The organism is Lentzea kentuckyensis (assembly GCF_002150765.1).
Lineage (GTDB): Bacteria > Actinomycetota > Actinomycetes > Mycobacteriales > Pseudonocardiaceae > Lentzea > Lentzea kentuckyensis.
The window spans coordinates 22586-42935 of sequence record NZ_MUYM01000066.1 but is presented as its reverse complement, the minus strand read 5'-3'; the positions used below and the strand labels follow the sequence as shown (position 1 = coordinate 42935).

Below are 20350 nucleotides of genomic sequence, written 5' to 3'. Positions count from 1 at the left end.
GGACTTCCGCGACCCCGGTGGTCGCGTTCTCACGATGCTGCACTTGTAAGTTGGTTGTAGTTACGAGCCGATGTAATCGATTGCAGATCACCTCAACTACCACCAACTGCGCTGGTAGTGGCCATGCGCGCACCGACACACGTCTGCGCAGGTCCAGGCAACCCGACAAAGCACTACTAGCGCCGCGTGCCATCGGGACCGCCCCGGCGCCGGCCCCGCTCGACCTCGCGGGAGCCGGCGCGGATCTCGTGGGCTACTTCTCCGCGGAGGAGAAGGAGTTCGCGAAACTCGATGCTCGGCCGCCCCGCGGTGAGCTTGTCCGACGTCCTCGCCACCGGCTGAGTGACACCCCCGTCACCTCCACGTCGATTCTTCAGCCTTTGTTTCTTCCGGTCCCGCCGACCGACCGTGAACATCCCCCCGGTGTTAGGGATGACCCCCATCAGGAAAGACGTGAGGGGGAACAAAGTGAATTACCGCAAATGGTCGATGCTCATCGCGGGAGTGGTGGCTCTGTTGCAGACCGCCGGCGGGCAGGCGGTGAGCGCGTCCCCGGCCGGACCGGTGGCGCGGATCGCGAACGCCGCGGCACCGCTGCCCGGTTGCGCGGTCACCTTCGTACCGCAGGTGGGCAGCGAGGACGGACGCACGTGCCTGAGCCCCGCCGCCGAGGCCGGAGCCGCCGCGGCGCCGCAGGACTGCTCGTTCGCCTATTACGAGAACGGCCCGTACGGCTCCGATGACTGGAGGAACGGCTGGGGAGTCTGTGTGATCGGCGGCCCCGGCAACTACTACGTTTCGTTGCCGCTCAACGACAAGGCCAGTTCCTGGGACTCCTGTGCGTCCGGCACGTTCTACGCCAACCAGCCCGGCACCGATCCGCACGCGGGCTTCCCCGCGAACAGCAGCGGCAACTTCCCGTGGGGCGCGGTGCCCAACGACGCCCTGTCCTCTGCCTACGTCAACTACGCGTGTTGATCGCCGGCGCCCCGGAAGGAGCACGCATGTTCCGATCCACCGCACTCGTCGCGGCGATCATGCTGATCACCACCGTGCCGGCCACGCCGGCCCGATCCGAGCCGGCCACCACCGCGTTCTCCCTCGCCCAGCCAGTGGCCCTGGTGGCGGGCAAGGGCGCGGGCGACATCAACGACACCAGTGGCCGCTTCACCGTCCATGCCACCGACCTGGGAATCATGTGGCGGGACAGCCGCGGGCGGGTGGCGACCGCTTTCGGCGACACCTACGGCGCGGACTGGACGGGTCCGGGCGCGGGAGGTCCGGCGGACTGGCGGTTCAACACGCTGGCCCACTCCGGCGACACCAACCTCGCCGACGGCATGCGCATCGACTCCATGGTCACCGACCGGCCCGGCCACGCGAAGCAGATCCTGCCGCGCGACCCCGCCGTGCCGGAGGTGACCGTGATCCCCACCGCGGGCGTCAGCGTCGGCTCACGGGACTACCTGCACTACATGTCGGTGCGCCAGTGGGGACCCGGCGAAGGGCGGTGGCAGACCAACTACGCGGGCCTCGCCTACTCCGACGACGGCGGCCAGACCTGGGTCAAGTCCGCGTCCGCCCGCTGGCAGAACGCGGGTGGGAGCGGGCGGTTCCAACTGGGGGCGTTCGCCAAACGGGACGGGTACGTCTACCTCTTCGGCACGCCGAACGGCAGGGTCGGCACCAACGCCCACGTCGCGCGCGTGCCAGAGGCACGCGTCCTCGACACCTCCGTGTACGAGTACTGGACGGCCACCGGGTGGCGAACCGGCGCGGTGGACGACTCGCTGCCGGTCATCTCCGGACCGGTCGGTGAACTGTCGGTCATCTACAACAGTCATCTGGGCCGATGGGTCGCGCTGCACCTCGACCTGGGCCGGCGGGCCATCGTGCTGCGCACCGCCACCGCACCCACTGGGCCGTGGACCGGCGGCCAGGTGGTGGCCCACGACAACGACTATCCGGGTCTGTACGGGTCCTATCTGCACCCGGACAGCGCCAACGGCCCCGAGCTGTACTTCGCGATGTCGCAGTGGACGCCGTACCACGTGCGGCTGATGCGGCTGCGGCTCGGCGACGTCGCGGTGGAGTCGAACCTGTTGCAGGACGGCGGATTCGAGAACCGGCCGGCGGGCGCGGGCCCAGCTCCGTGGCGGATCAACGGCCGAGGTGGGATCGACTACGGCGGGCAGTCGCACACGGGCACGAACAACGGCTGGGTCCGGCACAACTCCGGGTGGAACGACCTGTTCCAGTCGGTGGTCGTGCAGCCGGGCAGGCGGTACCGGCTCACGGCCTGGGTGCGCAGCTCCGACACGAACTCGGCCGGGTACTTCGGCGCCCGGCGCCCCTTCGCCCAGGGGGTCGTGGTGGAGCGGCAGTTCGGCCATCTTCAGGACTACACCCAGCTGAGCGTCGAGTTCACCGCGGGCGCGGACGCGGACCTGGAGGTCTTCATCGGCGGGTGGTCGGTCTCCGGACAGGACTTCTGGATCCAGGTCGACGACGTGGTCCTCGAATAGCGTTTCCACTGGCACGAACGCGGGCCCGGCTACATCCGGTCCAGCAGCCGGGCCCGCGCCACCTCCAGGTGCGCCGTCATCGCCGCGCTCGCCGCCGTCTCGTCCCTGGCGACCAGCGCGTCCACGATCGCCCGGTGCTCGGTGATGGTCTGCACCCCGAACGGCTGCTGGAAGTTCAGCCGGAACAGGTGCAGATGGCAGTGGGTCTTGGCGAACGACTGCAACACCGCGTCATTGCCGGCGATGCGCAGGATGAGTTCGTGCAGCCGCTGATCGTGCGCGGTCAGGTTCTTGTAGTCGTCATAGGCGTCGTCCGCGGGAGCCGCCGGGCAGGTGGCGAGCTCCTCCTCGATCTGCACGACGTTCTCCGGCGTCATGCGCGCTGCCGCCAGGGCCGCGGACGGCGGTTCCAGCAGCAGGCGCAGGGCGTACAGGTCGTCCACCTGTTTGCGGTTCAGCAGATCCGTCACGCGGTAGCCGCGCAACGGGAGCCTGCTGACCAGTTCCTCGGACTCCAGGCGGGCCAGGGCCTCGCGGACCGGGGTTGGGGACACGTCGAGCTGCCGGGCGATCTCGTCGATGTTGACGCGGGCACCCGGTTCCATGCCGTCGCTCATGATCAGCGCGCGGATCTGCTCGTAGACGTCATCCGCGAGCACGCGCCTGGTCGGTATCCGCAACACCACTCCTGAGGCTCCCGTCAGTTCTTGGCCAGTATCTCCTGTGACACGCGTTCCATCTCCGCGAACACGTCATCCGAGCGCTGTCCGCCGAAGTAGGCCTCGAACAGCGGCTGTTCGGCGGACTGCACCGCCGAGCCGTTCGCGTAGGCGGTGGACGGGTAGAGGACGCCGTCCTTCACGTACTGGTTGAACACCGAGAGGTCCACACCCTGCGACTTCATCGAGGTCACGGTGTTGTCCATGGAGGCTGGAATCGACGGGAAGAACGTGCCGGTGGCGCCCGCCCTGGTCTGGCACTCCTCGCTGCCCAGGTAGCTGACCCACTTCCAGGTCAGATCCGGGTTGTGAGTGCCGGCCCAGATGTTGTTGCCGTTCGAGTTGGAAAGCACCGAACGCTTGCCGCCCGGACCGAGCGGCGTGGGCGCGATGCCCACCGGCACGCCGGGGATCTTGCCGAACGACGGCGCGGACCAGGAGCCGCCGAGGGTCATCGCGGTCTTGCCGGAGCCGACCAGGTCGATGTCGGAGATGGTCGACTGGTTGCCGGTGGTGAAGGTGTTGATCTTCGGGGAGAAGCCCCGGTCGGTCAGCGAGGTCACCCACTTCATCGTCTTCACGAAGCGGGGGTCGGTGAAGTTGAACCTGGTGGGCCACTGGTCCCTGTCGCCCATCTTCCAGCCGAGCGTCGAGACGAGCGGGGCCCACGTGGTCTCGCCGATGAAGCTGCGGCCGGCGATCGCGCCGACGCCGTAGGTGGCGACGGCGTTCCTGTCGAAACCGGGCTCGTCGCCGCGCCTGCCGTTCTTGTCGATCGTCAACCGGGCCACGATCTTCTCGAAGGTGCCGCCGTCGTCGGGGTTCCACGTCATCCTGGCGACGTCGGCCTCGGCGATGCCCGCCTTGGTCAGCGCGTCCTTGCTGTAGTAGACGCCGGCCGCGGCCCAGTCCAGCGGCAGCGCGTACTGCTTGCCGTCGGTGAACTTCCAGGTGTCGACGCCGACCGAGTACTTCTTCAGGTCCAGAGAGGACTTGGCGATCAGGTCGTCCATCGGCATCAGCTGGTGCTGCGAGGCGTAGGCCTGGAGGAACTGCACGGAGTTCTGGAACGCGTCGGGTGCGGTGCCGGCCACGAAACCGGCGGTGAGCTTGGTGAAGTAGTCGTCGACGTTGTAGCGGGTGATCTTCACGTCCGTGCCGGGATTGGCGGCCTCGAACGCCTTCTCGCACTCGCCGTAGGCGACTGCCTGTTTGTCGTCCCAGGTCCACCAGTTCACGGTGTTGCCTGAGGCGGAGTCGGAACCCGACGAACAGCCCGCGACCACGAGCGCTGTCACAGCTGCCAAGGCGGCGATTTTCATGGATTCTCCAGTAGACGGGAACGGAAGGCGTCGAGTGCGATGTCGAGGTCGTCGGAGCCGCCGGCCTCGTGGGCGCTGTGCTCCCAGACGGCGATCTGCCGTGGTCCGGCGTAGGCGTGGTAGGCGCCGAACACGGTGGACGGCGGCACGATGTCGTCCATCAGGCCGATCGAGAACCAGGCGGGGGCGACGGCTCGAGCGGCGAACCCGACACCGTCGAAATAGGACAGTGCTCCGAAGATGTCGGAACGCCGGTTCTCGGCGATGTAGGTGGTCAGTTCGGTGTAGGGCGGGCGGCCGCAGACGTTCAACGCCCGGCGGAAGTCGCACAGGAACGGTGCCTGGGTGTGCACCGCGGCCAGGTCGGGCACCAGACCCGCGACGGCCAGCGCGATCCCGCCGCCCTGACTGTTGCCGATCACGGCGACGTCCGGAGAACCCAGCGCGCGCACGGCATCGACCGCCCGTACGGCGTCAACGAACACGCGCCGGTAGAAGTAGGTGGAGCGGTCGCCGATCCCACGGGTCATGAACCCCGCACCGCCACGTTGGTCGCGCACTTCGACCTGCAGGTGCGCGAATCCCGCGCTGGCCCAGGTCAGGTTCTCGACCGCGCTCCCCCGGTTGCCGCCATAACCGTGGTACTGCACCACAGCGGGCAGGCCCGTCGAGCCGCGCGGAGTCCGCAGCCACGCCCGGATCCGGTCGCCACCGAAACCCGAGAACGTCACGTCGTGGACGTCGAGAGTCCGCAACGGTGTGGAAACCGGCACCGCCTCGACCTTCAGCTCGCACGAACGCGCCTCGGCCAGGGTCGAGTCCCAGAACGAGTCGAAGTCGTCCGGCCGAACGTAGGAACTGCGGTACTCCCACAGCGCGTCCAGGCCCAGGTCCGTCAGCACGAGATCCTCCCCCGCACGTCCACGACGTCGCTCACGAGGACCTCGGTGACCTCGCCGCCGATGCTCACCGGCACGACCTCCGTGGCGTCACCGGACAACCGCCGCAGCCGCACGAAAACCTCGCCGTCGTCCCACGAAACGTCCACCGCGAGCCCGCCGCGGCACCGAAGCCCGCGCGCCGAACCACGCGTCCAGCCGGAGGGCAGGGCGGGCAGGACGTCGATCACGCCGGTGTGGCTCTGCACCACGACTTCCGCCAAAGCCGCCGTGAAGCCGTAGTTGCCGTCGATCTGGAACGGCGGATGCGTGCTGAACAGGTTCGGCAGCAGACCACCCCACTCCGAGCCGTCGAACGGCGCGTCGCGGTGCCGGTCGCCGGTGAACGCCTGCGAGGCCTCGGACAGCAGTGACCGCACGGTCTCGCCGTCGGCCATCCGGGCGCGCAACGCCATCTTCCAGGCCCACGACCAGCCCATCGCGCCGTTGCCACGCCGGTCCAGCGTCGCCACCGCGGCGTCACCGAGCGGGGTGCCGGCGACGATCTGGCCGAGCGGGTACACCGACACCAGGTGCGACATGTGCCGGTGCCTGGGGTCTTCCTCCGGCAGGTCGGAGACCCACTCGCCCAGCCGTCCGTCGTCCAGCACCGGGAACGGGCGCAGCCGCGGCAGCGCGGCGGTGATCTCCGCGACCACCGGATCGGCCCGGCCGGACGCCAGGGCCAGCGCCAGCGTCCGTTCGAACACGGCCCGGATCAGCGTCACGTCCATCGTCACGGACCAGGACAACGCCTGCGGCTCGCCGTCGACGAGGAACCAGTTCTCCGGGGAGGTCGACGGACATGTGTCGAGGTAACCGTCCGGGCCCTCGACCAGCCAGTCCAGCAGGAACTCGGAGCAGCCGCGCAGCAACGGCCACGCACGCTCCAAAGTGGACCAGGTGCGGGCGAAGTCGTAGTGGTCCCAGGCGTGCTGGACCAGCCAGGCCCCGCCCATCTGCCAGAGCGCCCACGACACCGCGCCGTGGCCCATGCCGACCGCCAGCACCCAGCCCCACGCGTCGGTGTTGTGGTGCGCCACCCAGCCCCGCGCCCCGTACAGCTCCCGTGCCACGCCGGCGCCGGTCACCGCGAGCTTCTCCAGCAGCTCCAGCAACGGTTCGTGGCACTCGGCGAGTCCGGTGACCTCGGCCGCCCAGTAGTTCATCTGGGTGTTGATGTTGATCGTGTAGTTCGACGACCAGGCGGGGCGCAGGTCGCCGTTCCAGATGCCCTGCAGGTTCGCCGGCGGCGCACCGGGCCGGGACGACGAGACCAGCAGGTAGCGACCGAACGCGAACAGCACCGAGGCGATGAGCTGCTCGTCCTCGCCGGACAACAGCTCGGGCACGTCGACGACGTCCGGGAGGTCGCCGAACCGCACTTCGCACGCGTCCATCAGCGTCATGTGGTTGCCGCGGCGCTTGCCGGTCCACAACGATTCCGTCGTCGTGGAGCTGGTGAGCGCGAGCAACCAGCGGTCTCCCTCATCGACCTGCACGGTCACCACGCCGCGCTCGCCCGCGCCGTAGACCGGTGCCTCGACCTGGGGTTCGTGCCGCGGCGCCGAGTCGACGGGGATCTCGATCACCAGGTTGAGGCCGTCCCGCGACACCTCGCGCAGTGGCGTGGTCAGCTCGACATCCACCGGGACCGCGCCGATGATCTCCACGCACAGCGCGGTTTCCGACGTCCACACCCGCCGGACGACGTCCGCGCCACCGATCGTGAGCCGCTCGGTGACCACGCCCGTGGTCAGGTCCAGCGTCCGGCCGTGCGACTCGCCCTCGGGCAGCGTGATCCACAGGTCCACGTACGGCAGGAACGTCTGGCTGTACGGGCCTTCGAACGACATCAGCAGCTCGGTCGCCCGTTCCAGGTCACCGCCGAAGATCGCCGCACGTACCTGCGCCAGCCGCTCCGGGCCGGCCCCACCGGCCACCACCTCGGCCAGGGCACGAGCGGGCCCGGCCGCGGTACCCGACCACACGGTCGCGTCGTTGACCTGCACGCGGGACCGCCCGGCCCCGCCGAACACCATCCCCCCGAGGCGGCCGTTGCCGACGGGCAACGCCTCGGTCCACTCCCCTGCCGCCGCAGGCCAGTGCAGTCTCACTTGATCCCCGTGAAGCCGATGGAGTTGACCAGCCGCCGCCCGAAGACGAGGAACAGCAGCAACATGGGCAGCGCCGCGACCAGCGTCGCCGCCATCAGGCCTGCCCAGTCCAGCGACGCCTGCGGTGAGGACTGCTTGAACACCGCGAGCGCGAGGGTGAGCGGGCGGACCGACTCGTCGTTGGTGACGAGCAACGGCCAGAAGTAGTCGTTCCAGGTGGTGATGAACGTCAGCAGCGTCAGAGTCGCCATCGGCGCGATGCTCATCGGCAGCACTATTCGGAAGCACACCCGCAACGGGCCGGCGCCGTCGATGATCGCGGCCTCCTCGACCTCGTTGCTCAAGCCCAGCATGAACTGCCGCAGGAAGAAGATGTTGAACGCGGAGAAGAACGCGCCCGGCAGGATCATGCCGCCGAAGGTGTTCAGCAGCCCCAGGTCCTTCATCAGCACGAAGTTCGGCAGCAGCGTGAACACCGACGGCACCATCAGCGCGGTGAGCAGCACGGAGAAGACGACGTCCCGGCCCTTCCACTGCAAGCGCGCGAACGCATAAGCGGCCAACGCCGAGAACACGACCGTGCACAAAGTCAGAAGCCCCGCGTACACAATGGAATTCCACACAGCCAGAGCGAGGTCGATCTTCGCGCCCGAACCGCCCTCCGCGGCCGCCTCGGCCGGGGTGGCGAGACCGAGGGCGCGTTGGAACGGGCCCCACGTGAAGTGCACCGGCAGCAACGAGGACGGGTCGGTGGACATCGCGAAGTTGTTGGACAGCGCGGTCCGCAGGATCCAGTAGAACGGAAAGATCGTGACCAGCAGGACGACGACGAGGTAGCCCCACGCCACACCCCTGCCGAGCTTCATCGAGAGAGTCACCGGCGCCTCCTCAGTTCGTGTCCGACTCGCCCGCACGAGCCATCCGCAGCTGCGTGAAGGTCACCGCGACGAGCAGCAGGAACAGGGCGAGCGACATGGTGGCGGCGTAGCCGAAGTCGAACTGGCCGAACGCCTTGTCGTAGATGTACATCTGCAGCACCAGCGAGGCGTCCGCCGGACCGCCCTTGGTGCTGACCTGGACGATGTCGAAGACCTGGGTCGCGCTGATCACGTTGAGGATCACGACCATCACCAGGATCGGCCGCAGCAACGGCAGGGTGAGCGAGCGGAACATCTGCCACTCGGACGCGCCGTCGATCCGGCCGGCCTCGTAGATCGACGCGGGGATGGTCTGCAGGCCCGCGAAGATGAGAACCGCGTTGTAGCCCATGGACTTCCACACGTTCAGCGCGGCCAGCGTCGGCACCGCCCAGGCGTCGGAACCGAAGAACATGATCGGTTCGCCGGTGACCCAGGTGATCAGCTGGTTCACGATGCCGAGCTGCGGGTCGAGCATCCACGTCCACACCAGCGCCGTGACGACGCCGGAGATGAGGAACGGCAGGATCATCAGCCCGCGCACGGTCGTGTTGACCCCCAGGCGGTGCAACACGACCGCGGTGATCAGTGAGATGCCGACGCCGAGAATCACGGTCAGCACCACGAAGTACGCCGTGACGCCGAGCGAGTGCCAGAACCGGCCGTCGTCGACGAGTTCCTGGATGTTCTGGAGCCCGGTGAACACCGGTGGGGTGAGGATGTGGAACTCGGTGAAGCTGAGGTAGACGCCGCGCAGCATCGGGTAGGCGAAGAACACGCCGAACCCGAGGATGGCGGGCGCGACGAGCAGCCACGCGACCCACGTGTCGTTGCGGCGCGAGGCAGGGCCGGTGCGCCGCCGGACTGTGGGCGGAGGCGCCGTGGTGGCAGGTCCACGCACGACATGGGCGCTGGAGTCTTGCACGGTTGTCACCACGACGCCTCCAGTTCAGGGGTCAGATGCGGATGCTGTCGACGTCGAACACGGAGTCGTCCGGGTTGCCGAACCTGATGGTGTTGTTGCCGGCCAGCAGGTAGATCGGGACGGTGACCTTCTGCGGCGCGTTCCAGTTGTCGTCGTTGGAGCCGGCCACGGGCAGCTTGAAGCCGGTGCCGTTCACCGTGACGACGCCGGTCCGGCTGGAGCTCGCGTCGACGTAGTTCAGCTCGACCAGGTAGGTGCCTTCGCGCGGCACGGTGACCGTCGGCATCGTCAGAACGCCGCTACCGCCGATGAAACCGACCTTGTTGCCGTTCGAGCACGCGCAGCCGTAGACGGTCGCGCCGCCGCCTGGGCTGCCCTTCTCCGCCTCGTAGGTGACGGATTCCTTCGGCGTCACAAAGGAAACCGGCTTCGAGCGGTTGCCGTTCCGCACGACGGTGAACTCGTAGGAGGTCGCCGGGGTGAGGCCGGTGACGGTCGCGTTCGTCGAGGTGGTCGTCGCGACCTTCTTGGTGCCCGCGTAGACGTCGTAACGGACGCCGGAGCGGCCCTGCCACTTCAGCGACACGCTGGTCGGCGTGGCACCGGTGCCCTGGACCACGGCGGGTGCGACGGCGGTGCGCGGGGTGACCTTCAGCAGCTTCGTGCCGTGCACCGGCAGGTCGGCGCTGAACGAGCCCTTGGCCTGGCCGATGTCCTTGCGGTCCCAGACGTCGCGGAGCTTGGCGGTGCCGGTGATGCCGAGCTGTGCGAAGTCCGCGGTGACGGTCGCGGGCTTCGAGCCGAGGTTGAACAGCGCCACGGTGAAGCTGCCGTCGGCGTTGCGGGCGTACCAGACCTGCTGGTCGGAGAACTGGTCGACCGGACGGGCCGGGACGCCGGCCTGGTTGATCCCGATGACCTCGTCGTTGGTGAGCAGCCGATACCCGAAGTCGTCGATCTTCGTCAGGTCGTCGCCCAGGTACAGCGGGGAGTTCGAGATCGCCCACAGCGTCATGTAGCTGCGGCGCTCGGCCTCGGTGATGCCGTCCATCTCGCCGTTGCCGACGTTGAGGCTGTCGAGGTTGTTCCAGCGTCCGGGCCCGGCGTCGTCGATCCACTGCACGACGTCGTTCCACCGCTGCTTCACCGACTGGTTCCAGGTGACGAGCGTCGGGCAGTAGCACTCGACGTCGGTGTCGACGCGCCAGCCGTTGGTGTTGGCCTTCCACACGTCGGCCTGCCGGTGGCTCAGCGCCCAGGAGATCAGGAACTCGATCGGGCGGCCGGTGTTCCTGAGCGCGGTGTTCCACGCCTTGACGTCGGTCGTGTTGTCGTAGCGCTCGCCGCCCTTGAAGCTGCCGGGGCCGACGCCGTCGAGCTTCAGGAAGTCGACCCCGTACCCGGCGATGACCTGCGCGATCGAGTCGATGTACTTCTGCGAGCACGGGTTGTCGAAGTTCATCTTGTAGGCCATGTCCCACCCGTTGGTCTTGCGCAGGTCCGGGTAGACGATGTCCTTGGTGGTGCAGCCGGGGGCGTTGTAGATCGGCGTGTTGCCGTCGTTGTACGCCTTGAGGTCCAGGCCGACCGCGAGGTACGAGCCGTACTTGAGGCCCTTGCCGTGCACGTAGTCGCCGAGCCACTTCATGCCGTGCGGGAACTTCTTGGGGTCCGCGACCGGCCGGCCGTACTCGTCGAACGACCCGAGCCAGCCCGCGTCGACGTTGACGTGGTTGTAGCCGTGCTTCTTGAACCTCGCCGCGAGGACGTCCGCCTGCGCCACCACGTTCTTCTCGTTCAGCCAGCTGGCCGGGCCGTCCGGGTTCACACCGGGGTAGTTGGTCGCCTGCAGACTCCAGCTGCTCCAACCCATGTAGGGCTTCTCGGCGATCTTCTGCGGCTGGACTTCGGCTGCCGCGGGTACCGCGATCAGTGACGCGAGCAGGCCGGCAACGACACCTAACGCTCTCAAGACCACTCCTTTGTGATTTCCGGCGGTTTTCAGGCGACCCTGAGGTCGTCCATCGCGTCGCGGTCCCAGTCGATGCCGAGACCTGGCGTGTCAGGTGCGAGTGCGTGTCCGTTGTGGACGTTCAGCTCGCTCCTGGTGATGGCGCGCAGCTGCGGGATGTGCTCGACGAACTTCCCGTTGGGCAGCGCGGCGGCGAGGCTGACGTGCAACTCCATCAGGAAGTGCGGGCAGACGTCGGCGTTGAACGCCTCCGCGACGTGCGCGACCTTGAGGAACGGCGTGATGCCGCCGATCCGTGCCGCGTCGACCTGGACGATCGAGGCGGCACCGCGTTCGAGGTACTCGCGGAACTGGGCCACCGAGTACAGCGACTCCCCCACCGCGATGGGGATGCTCGTGCTTCGGACGAGCCGTTCGTGCCCGCTGACGTCGTCGGCCGGCAGCGGTTCTTCGAGCCAGGCGAGGTTGAGGTCCCGGAACGCGTCCGCGCGCCGGATGGCCTCGGCCGACGTCATGGACTGGTTGGCGTCGACCATGATCGCGAACCGCTCGCCGACGGCTTCCCGGACGGCTTCGAGGCGTTCGACGTCCTCGGTCAGGTCGGGCTTGCCGACCTTCATCTTGATGCCCTGCCAGCCCTGCGCGGCCGTCTCCTTGGCGCCCGCGACGAGCTCCTCGGTGCTCAGGTGCAGCCAGCCGCCCTCGGTGTCGTACAGCGGCACCTCCTGCCGGAAGCCGCCTGCCATGCGCCACAACGGTTCCCCGGCGCGCAGGCAGTGCAGGTCCCACAGCGCGGTGTCGACGGTGGCCAGCGCGAGCGAGGTGATCGCGCCGACCGTGGTGCTGCGCGTGCTCGCGAACAGGTCCTGCCAGATCCGCTCGATCCGGCGCGCGTCCGCGTCGACGAGGCGGGGCAGCAGGTGGTCCTTCAGGAGAGCGAGGACCGAGCTGCCGCCCGTGCCGATCGTGTAGGCGTATCCGAGTCCGGTGAGGCCGTCGTCGGTCGTGATCTCGACGAAGACGGTCTCCTGCTTGACGAACTGCTGGACCGCGTCCGTACGCAGGGTCTCGACGGGAACGTCGACCTGGAACGCCTCGGCACGGAGCACCTTTGCCACGCCCACTCCTCGGATCTCTGATCCTATAGGATATTTGCGGGCATTGAACGCGGGCGTTTCGAGGGTGTCAACCGTCGTTCGGGCAGGTTGCCACGGTGATGAGAGCGGTTACAACGGGTCTGGCGGACCGGTTCTAGTTCCGGTCCTCCGATGTTTGCAGCTCACGACCGTGGTGATCGCTGTTGGTCGCTGTTTGACTGCGAGTGAAGATGTGAGCGTTTCTGTCCGATTGTCATCGGCGCCCGAACGGGTGAAGCGCCCCTGGAGGCGCCCGAAACCGGAGCCGTGGTGTGATCATGCGGGCGCGAACCACCCGAGAGGCACCGGATGCTCGATCACCCGTTGGACTGGACGGACGCGCGGCTGCAGGAACTGCGTGACGTCGTGAGCATGACCATCTACCGCGACGCCGACATCGAGGCCGTGCTGCGGGAAGGTGGCCTCTCCCCCGCCCTGGTGCGGTGGGGCCTGGCACCACGCGCGTTGTGGTTCGACATCTTCACCGTGGCGGCGGAACAGCTCAGGTTGCCCGAAGTGGTGCGCGCCGCGGCCAAGGACCGGCCCGCGCTCGCCCGCCGGGTCGGCGAACTGCTGGCGGACCGGCCGATCGTCGAGGTCCCGTGGATGCCCGACGCGCCCGTGTGGCTCAACATCGGCAACGAACGTCAGATCGTCGAGAACCAGAACACGCTGCTGGACATCGCGTTCCTGCAACACGGGCTCGACCGCGCGCGAGCGGTGTGCCGGATCCTCGTCGAGTGCGGCCGGAAGAGCTGGTACGGCACCGGGTTCCGGGTCGGCGAACGCACGCTGCTGACCAACCACCACGTCCTCTACGAGGGCATCGCACCGGCCACCGCGGTTCGCGCCCAGTTCGGTTACGAGATCGGACTCGACGGCGAGCCGCGAACGCCCGTGGAGATCAGCTGTGACGTCGGTACGATCGTCGGCGAGGCGCGCGACGACTTCGCCGTCATCCGGACCGCGGAACCGCTGCCCGGTGACGTGCCGATCCTGTCGCTGCGTCACAGCGCACGGCCCCGGATCCACGACCGGGTGAGCATCATCCAGCACCCCAAGGGACTGCCCAAGAAGATCGCCATGCACCACAACCTCGTGCTGCACTCCGCCGACGACGTCGTCCAGTACTGGACCGACACCGACGCCGGCTCGTCGGGCTCGCCCGTGTTCGACGAGGCGTGGCGGGTCGTCGCCCTGCACCACCAGTGGGTCGAGGCGAACGACGGCAGCGGCGTCGCGTTCCGCAACCAGGGCCGCGCGATCAGCCGCGTGGTGCAACGGCTCGACGCGCTCGGCACGGGCTTCGAGGACTGACATGGCTCGGTGGGTCGACCTGCCCGACTGGCGCGACGGAACAGCCGCCCGGCTGCACCGCGCGCTGGAGGGCGCGATCTGGCACGCCGACCGGATGGCCGAGATCTGGCAGCGGATCGGCATGCGGCCCGCCGAGGTCGTGTGGCACCACCAGACCCCGTCCGCGCTCTGGCAGACGCTCACCCGTGACGCGTCCAACGCGGGCAAGCTCGAAGCACTGATCCGCGAGGTCCGCGCCGAGGTACCGGCCGCCGCCGCGGAACTCGACCAGGTGCTCGCGGCCCTGGCGCCGAGCGTGAACTGGTACCTGTGCGCCGAGCGGCACCGCTCGATGCTGGTCGGGCCGGGCGGGAAGAGGGCGGTGCTCGACCGCACCCACCTGCGGGCGAGCCTCGTGCAGATGCTCAAGGAGGAGTACCCGATCCTGGCGATCGTCGGGAAGGCTGGCTCCGGCAAGACCTACAGCCGCCACCTGATCAAGCACGTCCTGTGCGACGACCCGGCCATGCGCTGCGACTTCATCGTGATCGACATCGAGAACGACTGGTACGACACGGTTTCGGCCGGCGAGTTCATCACGAAGCTCGCCACCAGGATGGGCATCGAGCCGATCGCCGACGTCGACCCGCTGGTCGAGCATTCCCGGGCCGCCCGCGAACTGGTCCACCAGTTCGTCGGCCGCTATCGCGCGCTGCCGCGGCAGGCGCGGTGGGTGTTCATCGACGGCCTCGACCGGGCCGGCGTCGATCCCGCCGTGCTCGTCGCGGTGGCCCAGCTCGCGAAGGAGGTCGAAGCCGGGCAGCTGCGCGACATGCGGTTGATCGTCACCGGCCATCCGTGCGACTTCTCGCCCGACGTGCTCGACATCCTGCTCCTCGAGTCGCTGGACGACATCACCGAACACGACCTGCGGCAGTTCTTCGACCACGTCGCGGACGTAGCCGGCCGCCGGCTGTCCCTCGACGAACTCGCCGCGCTCGTAGACGAGGTGCTGGCCGAGGCGGCACTCACCGACCTGCACGCGCTCGGCCGCAAGGCGGGCAGGCTGGCACACGCGTCCTTCGGGCCGGCAGGGGGCGCGGTATGACGTTGTCCACGGGCCTGGACGCCCGCGAGCTCAGGCTGCGCGCCAGCCTGCTCGCCCACTACGAACTGCACTGGCTGGGCGTCGAGGACGAAAACGGAGTGCTGTTCCCCGACTCGCGCAGGGTGCGCGTCGAGTCCGGCATGCGCCACTGGTGCCTCGACGACTCGGTGCGCCGCTCGACGGTCGCCGGCGTCGGCCTCAGCGAGCTGCGCCGGGTGTGGTCGCGGCTGCCCGAACGGCCCGGCGACGCCCGGCAGTGGGCGATCGACCAGTTCGTCGGCGCCGGTGCAGGCGTCGAACTGGACCAGCTGGACGTCGCCCGGCTGCGCGCGGTCGGCTGGTTGTCCCGATGGCTCGACCTGCCGCACCTCCCCGACCAGGGCGCGATCGACCGCGCGCTCGGCCTGGCCGCGCTGCTGGAACCGTTGCGGGCGCTGGCGGACGACAAGTTCGTGGGCCGGGAGGACCTGCTCGCCCGCCTCGCCGAGCACCTCCGCTCGCCGGGTGCTCCCCTCTTGATCCACGGGATGGGCGGAGCCGGCAAGTCCGCGGTTCTGGCACGGCACGTGCTCGACCACGTGCCCGGCGCGCTGGTCGGGTACCTCAACTTCGACAACAGCGCGCTGGACCCGGCGGTGCCCGCCTCGCTCGTCGTCGGTCTGCTGAGGCAGCTCGCGGCGCAGCTTCCGGGCGGCGACACGACAGCCAACGCCGCGCTTCTGCGGGCGGTGGAGGCGCTTCGGGCCGGCACCAAGCTGCTCGACTCGTCCAGCCGCACGCTCTCCCACCGGTTCCGCGAGGAAGAACAGCTCGCGCAGCTCGCCGACATCACCAGGGAGCGGTCGACCCTGTTCATCTTCGACACCGTCGAAGAGGTCCAGCGCCGGTCCATCGCGGTGCAGGAGACGTTCGCCGATTTCGTGAACGACCTCGCGTTGAGCTCTCCCCACGCCTCGGTCCTGCTCGCGGGCCGGTCGCCCGCGCCGGAGCTCGGGTTCGAGTCGGCCGAGCTTTCCGTGCTGCCACCGGAGGACGCGATCACGCTGCTACGCGCTCTGGTCGAGGTACCGGAAGCCGAAGCACGCCGGGTCATCGGGTTGATCCGCACGACTCCGCTGTGTGTGCGACTGGCAGCGGGCATCCTGCGCAGGCATCCGGCGAACGACGCGTTCCGCGATCTCGCCCTGCGCCGCACCGCGATCGAGGGCGAGCTCTACCACCGGTTGCTCAACTACATCGACGATCCCGACGTGCGCAGCCTCGCCCACCCCGGGCTGACGTTGCGTCGCGTGACCCCCGAGTTGATCGAGCAGGTGCTCGCCGTCCCCTGCGGAATCGCCGTGCACCACACGGAACACGCGTACCGGTTGTTCCACGAACTCGCCCGTGAGGCGATGCTCGTCGACCGCGTGCCGCACCGGGACGAGGTCGTGCACCGCGCGGACGTCCGATCGATCATGCTCCCGCGGCTGGCCGAGGACGATCCCCGCACCACCGCCTTGATCCACCGCCGGGCGGTGAAGTACTACACGGCACGCGAGGGCGTCATCGAGCGGGCCGAGGAGCTGTACCACCGGCTCATGCTGGGGCAGACCCCGGCCACGCTCAACCGCCGGTGGCACGACCAGGCACTGCCGCACCTGCTGTCCTCTTTGGACGAACTGCCACCGTCGTCGAAGGCCTACCTCGCGGCCAAGTCACCGGATCTGGCGGTCTCCGCGGACGACCTGCGCCAAGCCCAGCTCGGCGTGCGGGGCAAGCTGATCCTGCGCAACGTCCGCGACTTCGCGGCGAACCTGAGGTTCGACCAGGCGCTGATCACACTCGACGAGCACGACCGCGTCGTGGGCCCCACCCTCGAGTCGACCGATCTCCGGATCAACGTGCTCGACCTGCTCGGGATGCACGGCGAGGCGCTCGAGGTGGCGGCCACGGCACAGGAGAAGGCCGCCAGGAACGGCGACACCGAGGACTACTTCCGGCTCACCGCGCACATCCTCCGGCTCTGCGAACTCACCAACCGGCTCGAGGACGCGAACACGGTCGCCGCCGAGGCGCTGCAGATCGCGGCCAACCTCCCGCCGACCGTTCCCCACCTGCAGACGCGGCTCCAGCTGGCCGTGCAGCGGCTCAGGTTCGCCCGCCACGGCGCACCGGTCAACGACGACACCATCGGCGACCTCCGTGAGCAGGCGATCTTGCTCCACCACCTGCTCGGTGTCCGCGACGTCCAGCGGGTGCCCGGTCTGCTGCGCGAGCTCGCCGCCGAGGTCGGTGAGCACTCACTCGTGGTACTCGTCGACGCGTTGCGCTCCGAAGGCATCGACCCCAGGGACGCCGACCAGGTCCGCGCGCAGTTCGCCCAGGACCCCCGCGTGACGAACGCGCTGCGGCAGGCCATGTCGCGCACCGATGACCGCTACACCTTGGCCAAGATGGTCGTTCTCGTGCTCTCGTTCGAGGGTGAGCCGCCAGAGGGCACGACACGGCTGCTCACCGAACTGCTCCAGCAAGAGGCCGACGACGCGGTCGCCGGCGGTACTGACAGCGAATACACCAAGAACCTGGTCGAAGTGCCCGAGTTGCGGCTCCCCATCAGGTTTCCGGCGGCCACGCCGGACTTCGATCGCGCCGAGGCGCTGCTGCGCAGTGTGCTCAAACTGGACCTCGGCACCAATGCCAGGGCACAGGCGCTTTTCGCAGTGGAGAACGTGGCTCCGACCGAAGCCGAGTCTCGCCGCGCACTGCTCAAGGCCGCCGCGACCTTCACCGTGGCGACGGAGGCGTTCGGGGAACTCGATCGCGCCCGGGACGCGGCCATGTCCGGCGACATGGAGCTGGCAGCGGGCTACTACAGCAACGCCATCGCGATCGTCGAACGGGAGCGGGCGGCGGCCGACCTCGATTCCGTCGCGCTGGAACTCGTGCTGACCGTGCGCGGACTTGCGTTCGTCGCGCTCGGCGAGCTGGACCGAGCGGAGCAGGATTTCCGCCGTGTGGTGAAGCTGGCAGGCAACGAACATCCAGGGAACAGCGCGGCGGCATCTCGATACCTGGGTCAGCTCGCGATGCTGCGAGCCGACCTTCCCACCGCCATCGCGTACTACCGCGATGCGGAGGACCGTCTTGGCGAGGCGGAAGCGATGCTGTCCGCTGGACTGGCCGTCGATGCGGCGAACCTGCTCAACCAACACATGTACGTCCTGCGAGCAGCTCGTGCCGGAGGGGCACTCGCCATCGCCGAGCACCGGGCAGCCACCGCCGCCTACCTCCGCGGCGACTTCAGGGATGCCAGCGAGTTGGCCCGATCGGCGAACCGGCGGTTCACCCGGCGCGACGAGCACAGGTGGGCCGCGATCAGCGCTCTGACCCGGATGCGTGCTCAGTTCGCCATGGGGAAGCCACCCACCGTCGGCCGCGTCGCAGAGCTGGCGAAACGATTGCGCGAGTTCCGCCTCTCCGACGAAGCCGCTGTCGCCGAGGCGTTGTCCGTGCGCGTAAGACTCCGTCGCGGGGACCTGGAGTCCGCCGTGGAACAGGTCTACGCCCTGCCCGGCGCCGGCAACTTCAGCTCGATCGAGTGCCGGATGGCGCTGCGACTGTGCCGAGCGGACCTGGCGGCCGTCCGCGGTAAGTATCAGGATGTTCTGGTGGAGGCTCAGCAGGGCTTCGCGGAGCTGGTGAACCACCCCGACCGGCTCGGCACGCTGGATCTGCCGGCAGGAACCGCCGTCGAGGGCCTCACCCTCGCGAACCTGGCCGTGGACATCGCGTGGCGCTCCCGCGACCCGGATCTCTTCGACTGGCTCGAGCACGCCAAGGCCGATGTCTACCGGTATGACCCCAGGCCGGTGCCCGAAGTCGTGTCCGAACTGCGGATCGCCGCCAGAAGGCGTCAGCAGGCACGGTTCGAAGGCCGGTCCGCCGAGGACGTCGATACCGAGCTGGGCAGACGGTTGCGCGAACTGCCCGCTGTCCACCCGGTGTGCTCACGCGAGGAAGTCGCGGCAGCACTTGGTGAACGAGCGCTCGTGTCGTTCGGAATCGCGGGCGACCGGTACATCGCGATGATCGTCACGGCGACGCACGCGGTGACGGTGGAGATCGGCACCACAGATGCTGTCTCGACCGCGGCCGTCAAACTCCGCGCCGACCTGAAGGTACTGGCACCCGACCACCTGCCGGAGTCCCTCGTCCAGGTCATCGGCACGTCGTCGTCACGCTTTGCCGAACAGCTGGACACCTCGTTGATCAAGCCGCTCAGCCGGTACATCGAAGGCAGGGAACTGGTTGTCGCGCCCGCCGGGGCACTTCACGACATCCCGTGGGGGCTGCTTCCGTCCTTGCGAGGGCGTGCGACAACCGTCGTGCGGTCGGCGAGTGAATGGCTGCGCGCGGAACGAACAGAACCCCCGGCCGGTCCTGCGGTGGTGGTGACGACCACGGGCCAGCCTGTTCGCGATCTTCGCAACGCTGTCCAGCTCAGCGGTGAGCAGGCCACGGTCGCCGCCGTGCTCTCGGCGCTGGACGGTGCCGGACTCGCCCATCTCTCGGCACACCTGGTCGGCGGCGTCGGCAATCCGTGGTTCTCCGCTGCTGAGCTCATCGACGGACCGCTCGTCCCGAGCACCATCCGGCTGCTGTCGCGCCCGCCCAGCGTCGTCGTGATCGACAGGTGCGAGCTGGTCGAGCCATTCGGCTTTGCGGGAGCGCTGATCGACGCAGGAGTGCGCACCGTCGTGACGCCGGTGAACAGGGTCGGCAACGAGGCCTGCGCGGCCACGCTGGCCGACTTCTACCGGCATCTCGGTTCCGGGGAAACGATCGCACGGGCCTTGGCGTTCGCCATCGCCAAAGACCCGCAGAGCAGGCCGTTCAGCTGCCTCGGCGCTGACGGCACGGTCGACTTGAGCTGATCAAGCTTCCGCGGCCTGCTTCAACCGCGCCAGCGTCGCCTCGATGTTCGCCTGATTGGTGACCGCCCGGTCCTTCACCCCGGTAGCCAGCACGGTGATCGGCTTGTACCACGCAGGCCGGCGATCCCAGGTGGACTCCGTGACCCGGCAGCCATCGGCGGTCGGCTCGATGTCGTACTGCCACCGCGACACCGCGAGCCCGAGCGACTTCACCTCGAACGCGAACCGCTCGACCGAGCAGTCGGTCACGATGGAGGTCGTCGGCCACACCCGCCAGCCGCGCCGGTTCACGCCGCGGAACCTCGCCCCCACGGACGGGCCGGAGGTGCCCAACCACTTGCCGCCCGAGTACTCCTCGGCGCACGAGCTGAGTCCGCGCAGGTTGCTGACCAGCTCGAACACCCGCTGCGGCGGAGCGGCGACATCGATGTGCGCGGAGGCGTCCGGGGTCATGCGCCC

General features: G+C 68.6%; 14 protein-coding genes. 5 read left to right on the top strand and 9 right to left on the bottom strand.

The window, feature by feature from the left end:
- The first annotated feature begins 468 nt into the window (after positions 1–468).
- Positions 469–978, top strand: coding sequence for a hypothetical protein (locus tag B0F77_RS29270; RefSeq protein WP_086666221.1), 510 nt, complete (start codon positions 469–471; stop codon positions 976–978).
- Between the two features lie 26 nt (positions 979–1004).
- On the top strand, positions 1005–2525 hold the full coding sequence (locus tag B0F77_RS29265) for a DUF4185 domain-containing protein (protein ID WP_245848795.1): 1521 nt from the start codon (positions 1005–1007) through the stop codon (positions 2523–2525).
- A 29-nt stretch (positions 2526–2554) separates the two neighbouring features.
- Here the strand turns inward: B0F77_RS29265 and B0F77_RS29260 are convergent, their stop codons facing one another.
- Genes B0F77_RS29260 through B0F77_RS29225 form a run of 8 tightly spaced genes read right to left on the bottom strand, consistent with a single transcriptional unit; the run spans position 2555 to position 12553 of the window.
- Positions 2555–3205, bottom strand: coding sequence for a GntR family transcriptional regulator (locus B0F77_RS29260; protein WP_143466955.1), 651 nt, complete (start codon positions 3203–3205; stop codon positions 2555–2557).
- A 20-nt stretch (positions 3206–3225) separates the two neighbouring features.
- The gene (locus B0F77_RS29255) at positions 3226–4542 is read right to left on the bottom strand and encodes an ABC transporter substrate-binding protein (protein WP_245848796.1); all 1317 of its coding nucleotides are present in this window, start codon (positions 4540–4542) and stop codon (positions 3226–3228) included.
- A 20-nt stretch (positions 4543–4562) separates the two neighbouring features.
- A complete protein-coding gene (locus tag B0F77_RS29250; RefSeq protein ID WP_086666218.1) occupies positions 4563–5468 on the bottom strand; it encodes an acetylxylan esterase in 906 nt (301 codons plus the stop codon).
- Complete coding sequence (locus B0F77_RS29245) at positions 5462–7621, bottom strand: glycosyl hydrolase family 95 catalytic domain-containing protein (RefSeq protein ID WP_245848794.1); 2160 nt, start codon at positions 7619–7621, stop codon at positions 5462–5464. The genes B0F77_RS29250 and B0F77_RS29245 overlap by 7 nt, the downstream gene beginning before the upstream one ends.
- A complete protein-coding gene (locus tag B0F77_RS29240; protein ID WP_211294109.1) occupies positions 7618–8499 on the bottom strand; it encodes a carbohydrate ABC transporter permease in 882 nt (293 codons plus the stop codon). Before B0F77_RS29240 ends, B0F77_RS29245 begins: the two co-directional genes overlap by 4 nt.
- A 10-nt stretch (positions 8500–8509) precedes the next feature.
- Positions 8510–9472, bottom strand: coding sequence for a carbohydrate ABC transporter permease (locus B0F77_RS29235; RefSeq protein WP_211294107.1), 963 nt, complete (start codon positions 9470–9472; stop codon positions 8510–8512).
- A 22-nt stretch (positions 9473–9494) separates the two neighbouring features.
- Positions 9495–11435, bottom strand: a complete 1941-nt coding sequence (locus B0F77_RS29230; RefSeq protein ID WP_211294105.1) for an alpha-galactosidase D — start codon at positions 11433–11435, stop codon at positions 9495–9497.
- A 29-nt stretch (positions 11436–11464) separates the two neighbouring features.
- Positions 11465–12553 carry a mandelate racemase/muconate lactonizing enzyme family protein gene (locus B0F77_RS29225; RefSeq protein ID WP_086666216.1) on the bottom strand — a complete coding sequence of 363 codons (1089 nt, stop codon included), beginning with the start codon at positions 12551–12553 and terminating at the stop codon, positions 11465–11467.
- A 327-nt stretch (positions 12554–12880) separates the two neighbouring features.
- Between B0F77_RS29225 and B0F77_RS29220 the strand changes: the two genes are divergently transcribed.
- The 3 genes from B0F77_RS29220 to B0F77_RS29210 are packed head-to-tail and all read left to right on the top strand — an operon-like array spanning position 12881 to position 19891.
- Positions 12881–13888 (top strand): trypsin-like peptidase domain-containing protein, encoded by a 1008-nt coding sequence (locus B0F77_RS29220; RefSeq protein WP_086666215.1) that lies wholly within the window; start codon positions 12881–12883, stop codon positions 13886–13888.
- A 1-nt stretch (position 13889) separates the two neighbouring features.
- Entirely contained in the window at positions 13890–14975 is a 1086-nt protein-coding gene (locus tag B0F77_RS29215; RefSeq protein WP_086666214.1) for a hypothetical protein, read from the top strand.
- Entirely contained in the window at positions 14972–19891 is a 4920-nt protein-coding gene (locus B0F77_RS29210; protein WP_086666213.1) for a CHAT domain-containing protein, read from the top strand. The genes B0F77_RS29215 and B0F77_RS29210 overlap by 4 nt, the downstream gene beginning before the upstream one ends.
- On the opposite strand, the gene B0F77_RS29205 is transcribed toward B0F77_RS29210, so the two are convergent.
- Positions 19892–20344, bottom strand: a complete 453-nt coding sequence (locus B0F77_RS29205) for an SRPBCC family protein (RefSeq protein ID WP_086666212.1) — start codon at positions 20342–20344, stop codon at positions 19892–19894.
- Between the last annotated feature and the right edge of the window lie 6 nt (positions 20345–20350).

Bases quoted from the DNA above. Each gene is read 5' to 3' on its own strand.
- B0F77_RS29265 (WP_245848795.1), top strand. From the start codon at position 1,005: ATGTTCCGATCCACCGCACTCGTCGCGGCGATCATGCTGATCACCACC.
- B0F77_RS29220 (WP_086666215.1), top strand. From the start codon at position 12,881: ATGCTCGATCACCCGTTGGACTGGACGGACGCGCGGCTGCAGGAACTG.
- B0F77_RS29215 (WP_086666214.1), top strand. From the start codon at position 13,890: ATGGCTCGGTGGGTCGACCTGCCCGACTGGCGCGACGGAACAGCCGCC.
- B0F77_RS29210 (WP_086666213.1), top strand. From the start codon at position 14,972: ATGACGTTGTCCACGGGCCTGGACGCCCGCGAGCTCAGGCTGCGCGCC.
- B0F77_RS29205 (WP_086666212.1), bottom strand. From the start codon at position 20,344: ATGACCCCGGACGCCTCCGCGCACATCGATGTCGCCGCTCCGCCGCAG.